We start from the raw sequence: 6,833 nt of genomic DNA, 5'->3' as shown, positions 1-6,833 counted from the left end.
CTTTTAAAAGTACAAAAAAGATAGTAATTTTGTCTTGCAAATAACAATATCAACGATATTTGCCATGTTAGATACATCCAAGTTCCTTTTCGAAGCCCTCACATATGACGACGTGCTTCTTCTTCCTGCTTATTCAGAAGTTCTTCCACGAGATACAAGTACGCAATCAAAACTTACTCGTAACATTGTTTTAAATACCCCAATTGTTTCCGCTGCGATGGATACTGTTACCGAAGCTGATTTAGCCATTGCTATGGCACAAGAAGGTGGTATCGGAATCATTCATAAAAATATGACTATTGCCCAACAGGCTGCCCAAGTAAGAAAAGTAAAACGTTCGGAATCTGGAATGATTATAGATCCGATTACGCTTACTGAAGGACAAACCTTAGGTGATGCACATCGTATCATGCGTGATTTTAAAATAGGTGGTATTCCAGTAGTTAACGATGGTGGAAAACTGATTGGTATCCTTACTAACAGAGACTTACGTTTCCAAAAAGATTTGACAAAATTGGTTACAGAAATAATGACCAAAGTAAATCTTATTACTGCCAAAGAGGGGATTTCATTAGAAGATGCTGAAAGCATTTTACAAGAATATAAAATTGAAAAATTACCAATCGTTGATGCCAACCAAACATTGATTGGATTGATTACGTACAAAGATATTTTGAAGAGAAAAAGTCACCCAAATGCTTCAAAAGATTCTTTAGGTCGTTTAAGAGTAGGTGCTGCTGTAGGCGTAACAGCAGATTTATTAGAAAGAGTAGCTGCTTTGGTAAAAGTTGGCGTAGATGTAGTAAGTATTGATACTGCCCACGGACATTCTAAAGGAGTAATTGATGCGTTGAAATCAGTAAAAGCGACTTTCCCTAATTTAGATGTTATTGTAGGTAACGTTGCTACTGGCGACGGTGCAAGAGCGTTAGCGTTAGCTGGTGCAGATGCTATTAAAGTAGGAGTAGGCCCAGGTAGTATTTGTACAACGCGTATTATTGCTGGCGTTGGGATGCCACAATTAACCGCAGTTTATGAAGCAGCCTTGGCTGTTGCCGACTTAAACGTACCTATTATTGCAGATGGCGGTATTCGTTTTTCAGGTGACATTGTAAAGGCTATTGCTGGTGGAGCAAGTACTGTGATGATTGGTTCGATGTTAGCAGGTACAGATGAAGCACCGGGCGAAATAGTACTTTTTGAAGGACGTAAATATAAAACTTACCGTGGTATGGGTTCTGTTGAAGCGATGGAGGATGGTTCTAAAGACCGTTATTTCCAAGATGCAGAAGACGACATCAAGAAATTGGTGCCAGAAGGTATTGTAGGCAGAGTACCATTCAAAGGAGCAGTTTCTGAAATCATTTATCAGATGGTAGGAGGATTGAAGGCTGGAATGGGCTATTGTGGTGCTGGCAACATAGAAGCGATGCAAAAAGCAAAGTTTGTAAAGATAACAGCAGCAGGTTCAAGAGAGAGCCATCCACACGATATTACTATTTCAAAAGAGGCACCTAACTACAGTGCCAAATAAGAATAAATTATTTTAGTCCGTTATTTGTAAAAATTAATAACGGACTAAAAATTATATTATATGAAGAAACAACATTTGCTATTCATTATTGTAAGCCTACTTTATTCATTGAATACTTTTTCACAGGATAAAAAAAACCAAGAAACTAAACCTCAGGAATCAAAGCCTCAAGAAGTAAAACCTCAGGAAATAAAGCCTAAAGAAATAAAAAAAGATACTTCGTACTGGAAGAAGAAAACACAATATGGTGCTAATTTCAGTAATGCAGGTTTTAGTAATTGGAGCCCCGGAGGACAAAATGCCACAGGTTTTACGGTTTTTTTCAATACAAAAAGAGAATACGCCAGAGATAAAACTACTTGGGTAAACGATTTGCAAATGCAATACGGCTTACTTGATAATGGAAATGGTTTTAGAAAGAGCATCGACCGTTTGTTCTTTGATTCTAAGGTTGGTCATAAATTATCCACACACTGGGCTTTGGTAGGTGTGTTTAACTTTCAGTCGCAGTTTACTTCGGGTTATAAATATGGAGATGTAGCAGCGAATGATATAAAAATCTCTAATTTTTTATCACCTGCGTATATTACTGAATCGATAGGGTTTGAATGGAAGCCCAAGCCATATTTTGGAATGGTATTTTCTCCTGGTGCTATCCGTCAAACAATCGTTACTGATGACGGTGTAAGAGAAAGAGACCCTGTAACGGGTGCTTTGCAAGTAGCTTATGGTGTTCATGTAGGTTCGAAATTTAGAAATGATTTTGCCCTTATCCAAATTGTCTCGAATTTTGATAAAGACATTGCTAAAAATATCAATCTAAAATTACGTCATCAGGTTTTTATTAATGCCAACTCTTTGGCGCATATTGATAACAGAATAGATGCGAAAATAGCAGCAAAAATTAATAAATATTTTAGTGCTACTTTTGATTTAATTGTATTGTATGACGACGATTTGAGTACGAAAATCCAACAGGCAAGAAATTTAGGGCTTGGTTTTTTGTATACATTTTAAGAATTTTCACCATATTAGCATTGTTAACTCATTTCATAGTTTTCAAAAAACACTCAGACAATGCTAAAAGAATTTAGAAAATTTATTGCCCAAGGAAATGTTCTTGATTTGGCAATAGGAGTAATTATCGGAGGTGCTTTCGGTAAAATTGTTACTTCATTAGTAGATGATATCCTAATGCCATTAATTGGAATAGCAATGGGAGGAGAAGATTTTGCAAAACTATCAGTCATGGTAGGCAAAGCCGAGGTAAAGTATGGAAGTTTTATTCAAGTTGTTGTGCAGTTTTTGATTATTGCTTTTGTGATTTTTATGATTGTAAAAGTTGCCAATAAAGCTGGATTGACTGATAAAACGACAGAAGAAAAAGCATAAAATAATTCAATATCATTCAATGAAGCCCAAAGTGTAATAACTTTGGGCTTTTATTTTTCCGATGGAAATAGTAGAAGAGGGCAGAGATTTTGGTTACTTTGCAAATTGAATTTTTAGAGATTAATAAAAGGCTGTAATATGAAAAAAATCGCAATCTTGGGCGGAGGAGAAAGTGGCGTTGGGGCAGCATTATTGGCAAAAGCAAAAGGCTTTGAGGTTTTCTTGTCGGATAAAGGTATTTTATCAGATAAGTACAAAGAGATATTGAATCAGAACGAAATTCCTTTTGAAGAAGGAGAACACACTGAAAGCAAAATTCTGGATGCTGATGAAGTAGTAAAAAGCCCTGGTATTCCAGACAAAGTAGCATTAATTCAGAAGTTAAAATCACTCATAATCCCTATTATTTCTGAAATAGAATTAGCCTCTCGTTATACCAAAGCAAAAATTATCGCTATTACAGGGAGCAATGGGAAAACTACTACTACACTCTTGACCTATCATTTACTGAAAAATGCGGGCTTGAATGTTGGCTTAGCTGGAAATATAGGCGAAAGTTTTGCCAAGCAAGTAATTGAAGATAAGCTTGATTATTTTGTGTTGGAACTTAGTAGCTTCCAGTTAGATAATTGCTTCGAGTTTAAGGCTGATATTGCTATTTTGTTGAATATCACGCCCGATCATTTGGATAGATATAACTACGAATTTCAGAACTATATTGATTCTAAGTTTAGGGTATTACAAAATATGACGCCAACGGATAATTTTATTTTTTATCAAGAAAGCGAAGCACTGGCCAATGAACTGACTAAAAAGACATTTCCGATAAATTATCTACCAGTTTCATTACAAGAAGAAGTAGCTGAAGGAGGTTATTTTCTGGATGAAAACCTAGAAGTTACTTATCAAGGTAATCATTTTTCATTTCCTCAGGCAGACTTACCTATCAAGGGTTCACATAATGCGATTAATGCGATGTCTGCTATATTAGTAGCCAAGGTATTGGGTATAGCAAACGATAAAATAACAGAAGGCCTGAAGAGTTTTAAAAGCGTTGAACATCGCCTAGAACCTTGTGGCGAAATAGGAGGCGTAAAATTCGTGAACGATTCAAAAGCAACCAATGTAGATTCTGTTTTTTATGCCTTAGGAAGTTTCAACGAGCCAATCGTGTTGATTATGGGTGGGGTTGATAAAGGAAATGATTACAGGCAGATTGAAGCGTTGGTAGAACAAAAAGTAAAGGCTTTAATCTGTATGGGTACGGATAACCAGAAACTATTAGATTTCTTCGGAAAAAAAGTACCCTTGATTTTTTCGGTGGATAGCCTAATAAAAGCCGTAGATTTAGGACAAGAACTTGCTAGTCAGGGAGACGTAGTGTTGCTTTCGCCAGCTTGTGCGAGTTTTGATTTATTTAAAAATTATGAAGACCGCGGTCGTCAATTCAAAGAAGCTGTAGCAGCGCTGACAATTGCTTAAAGAGAAATTTCATTCAAAAATATTAGTGACAAATGGTGACAAATTGGTTAAAGGATAACCTAAAAGGTGATCATCAAATATGGACGATTGTGGCTACCTTATCAATGATAAGTATCATTGTAGTAGCAAGTGCTTCGGGAAAGTTAGCGGTGATGGTTAATGGCGGAGGTATTTTTTATCATATTATCAAGCATATTATTCTGGTATCATTGGGGCTGGGGTCTATGTGGTTTTTTCATCGATTAGACTACCATCGTTTTGCGATGTATTCCAATGCAGGCGTAATTCTGTCTTTTGTGCTATTGATTTATGCTTATAAATTTGAACAAGGAATCAACCATGCCAATCGTTGGATTCACGTAGGAGGATTAACTTTCATGCCCTCCGATTTAGCCAAATTGTCTTTAATCACCAACTTGGCAGCCATGCTAGCCAAGCGACAGCACGTTAATTATACTTTCAAAGAAATTTTACCAATGATTATCAAAATCATTTTGGTATGCTCGGCCATTGCACTTACTAACGTTTCTACGTCTTTACTTTTATTTACTACTTGTTTCTTATTGATGTTTTTTGGGCGAGTTCCCAGTCAATATTTGCTCATGGCCTTAGTAGGTATTTTTATTACCGCTACTTTGCTGGTCATGACAGGAACGGGGAGTCGTATTGAAACGGCTCGAAATCGTGTGATTAACTTTGCCAGCAATTGGAATGGTAGTAAACGTAAGGATGCTTCACAGACTACCGACTACCAAATAGAGCGGAGTTTCTATGCGATTGCTAACGGAGGAATAGTAGGAAAAGGGCCGGGAAAAAGTCAGCAACGATATTTTTTGACAGAATCTGAATCAGATTTTATTTATGCCATTATTATTGAAGAATGGGGCATGATTGGTGGAGTCGTTGTGTTGGGACTTTACCTCTGGTTTTTGTACAGAGGCATGAAAGCTGTCGATAGCTCTGGACGAGCCTTCGGTGGATTGCTTTCAGCGGGACTAACCTTTAGTTTAGTCATTCAGGCCATGGTACACATGGGCGTTGCTACAGGACTTGGGCCAGTAACAGGACAAAACCTACCTTTATTAAGTATGGGGGGTAGCTCGTTGTTATTCACTGGGGCAATGGTAGGCATTATTATTGCAGTGAGTAGAGACAAAGTGAAAAATCCAATTTTATAGGGTAACTAAACTATTTATGTTTAGTCAGCAACTTATATTTTAGCATACAGTTGCCTAAAAAGGGATTACCCAACCATAACTTTTTAAGCACATCATTAATAAACATTCAAATGACAAAAGTCATCATCTCTGGTGGAGGAACAGGCGGACACATATATCCAGCCATTGCTATTGCTAATGCATTAAAAGAAATAAATCCTGACATTGAAGTTTTGTTCGTAGGAGCAGAAGGAAAAATGGAAATGGAAAAAGTCCCTAAAGCAGGTTATCCCATTATTGGTTTACCTATTGCAGGCATCAACCGTTCTAATGTATTGGCTAACCTTAGTTTTCCACGGAAATTAATAGCCAGCTTAAGCGAAGCACGAGACATCATCAAAGATTTTAAACCTGATGTAGCGGTTGGTGTAGGCGGATATGCCTCTGGGCCTTTGCTATTGGCAGCCTCTATGATGGGGATACCTTACCTGATTCAAGAACAAAATTCTTATGCAGGTGTTACTAATAAATTTTTGGCTAAAAAAGCCCGAAAAATTTGTGTAGCCTATCCAAAAATGGATGCCTTTTTTGCAGCTGAAAAGATAAAAATGACGGGTAACCCTGTTAGAAAAGATATTTTGGAGGTAAGTTCTAAACGAGACGAAGCACTAAAACACTTTGGACTAGATGCTGATAAAAAAACAGTATTGGTGATAGGTGGAAGTCAAGGAGCAAGGACAATTAACGAAGCGATTGATGCAGGCTTGACCAACTTGGTGGGTGCAGGCTATCAGGTTGTGTGGCAAACTGGCAAACTTTATATAGAAAGAGCCAAAACCACCGCTAGTGTTTTCAAAGGACAAGTATATGTGTCTGACTTTATCTATGAAATGGATTTAGCCTATGCTGTAGCCGATGTAGTAGTTTCTAGAGCAGGGGCTTTGTCGGTTTCTGAATTATGTTTAGCGGCTAAACCAGCTATCCTAGTGCCTTTGCCTACAGCCGCTGAAGACCATCAGACGATGAACGCCATGAGCTTGGTAAACAATGATGCCGCTATTTTAGTGAAAGACATCACCGCCCGAGAAACCCTTGTGAAAGCAACCATAGATTTGCTTCAAGATGTAGAAAATCAAGCTATTTTGAGTAAGAATATTCATCTGCTAGCCAAACCAGAGGCCGCCAAAGAAATAGCAGGAGAAGTATTAAAGTTAATTAAAAAGTAAAAGCCGATGAATGTTTTATGCGAAAGTCCATTCAACCTTCGT

The 6,833-nt window shown here is 37.5% G+C and carries 6 protein-coding genes; all 6 read left to right on the top strand.

Translation table 11 applies throughout. The features are described 5' to 3' along the window. The first annotated feature begins 64 nt into the window (after nucleotides 1–64). The 6 genes from guaB (at nucleotide 65) to murG (ending at nucleotide 6,791) form a co-directional block, all read left to right on the top strand. Nucleotides 65–1,534, top strand: a complete 1,470-nt coding sequence (gene guaB / locus AC07XN_RS01695; RefSeq protein ID WP_309914867.1) for an IMP dehydrogenase — start codon at nucleotides 65–67, stop codon at nucleotides 1,532–1,534. A gap of 60 nt (nucleotides 1,535–1,594) precedes the next feature. Beyond that, on the top strand, nucleotides 1,595–2,551 hold the full coding sequence (locus AC07XN_RS01690) for a DUF3078 domain-containing protein (protein WP_494741810.1): 957 nt from the start codon (nucleotides 1,595–1,597) through the stop codon (nucleotides 2,549–2,551). A gap of 60 nt (nucleotides 2,552–2,611) precedes the next feature. Continuing rightward, entirely contained in the window at nucleotides 2,612–2,926 is a 315-nt protein-coding gene (mscL, locus tag AC07XN_RS01685) for a large conductance mechanosensitive channel protein MscL (protein ID WP_309914873.1), read from the top strand. Between the two features lie 138 nt (nucleotides 2,927–3,064). Next, nucleotides 3,065–4,408, top strand: coding sequence for a UDP-N-acetylmuramoyl-L-alanine--D-glutamate ligase (gene murD, locus AC07XN_RS01680; RefSeq protein ID WP_494741809.1), 1,344 nt, complete (start codon nucleotides 3,065–3,067; stop codon nucleotides 4,406–4,408). Between the two features lie 32 nt (nucleotides 4,409–4,440). Beyond that, nucleotides 4,441–5,586 (top strand): FtsW/RodA/SpoVE family cell cycle protein, encoded by a 1,146-nt coding sequence (locus AC07XN_RS01675; RefSeq protein ID WP_309914879.1) that lies wholly within the window; start codon nucleotides 4,441–4,443, stop codon nucleotides 5,584–5,586. 110 nt (nucleotides 5,587–5,696) lie between these two features. After that, a complete protein-coding gene (gene murG / locus AC07XN_RS01670) occupies nucleotides 5,697–6,791 on the top strand; it encodes an undecaprenyldiphospho-muramoylpentapeptide beta-N-acetylglucosaminyltransferase (protein ID WP_494741808.1) in 1,095 nt (364 codons plus the stop codon). Nucleotides 6,792–6,833: the final 42 nt, after the last annotated feature.

The sequence above is a fragment of the Arcicella sp. GW458-12-2-14-TSB2 genome, from assembly GCF_059423785.1.
This window is presented reverse-complemented; position numbering and strand designations above follow the sequence as displayed.

Coding starts and splice junctions, on each gene's coding strand:
- AC07XN_RS01675 (WP_309914879.1), top strand. CDS start 4,441: ATGGTGACAAATTGGTTAAAGGATAACCTAAAAGGTGATCATCAAATA.
- guaB (WP_309914867.1), top strand. CDS start 65: ATGTTAGATACATCCAAGTTCCTTTTCGAAGCCCTCACATATGACGAC.
- mscL (WP_309914873.1), top strand. CDS start 2,612: ATGCTAAAAGAATTTAGAAAATTTATTGCCCAAGGAAATGTTCTTGAT.
- murD (WP_494741809.1), top strand. CDS start 3,065: ATGAAAAAAATCGCAATCTTGGGCGGAGGAGAAAGTGGCGTTGGGGCA.
- murG (WP_494741808.1), top strand. CDS start 5,697: ATGACAAAAGTCATCATCTCTGGTGGAGGAACAGGCGGACACATATAT.
- AC07XN_RS01690 (WP_494741810.1), top strand. CDS start 1,595: ATGAAGAAACAACATTTGCTATTCATTATTGTAAGCCTACTTTATTCA.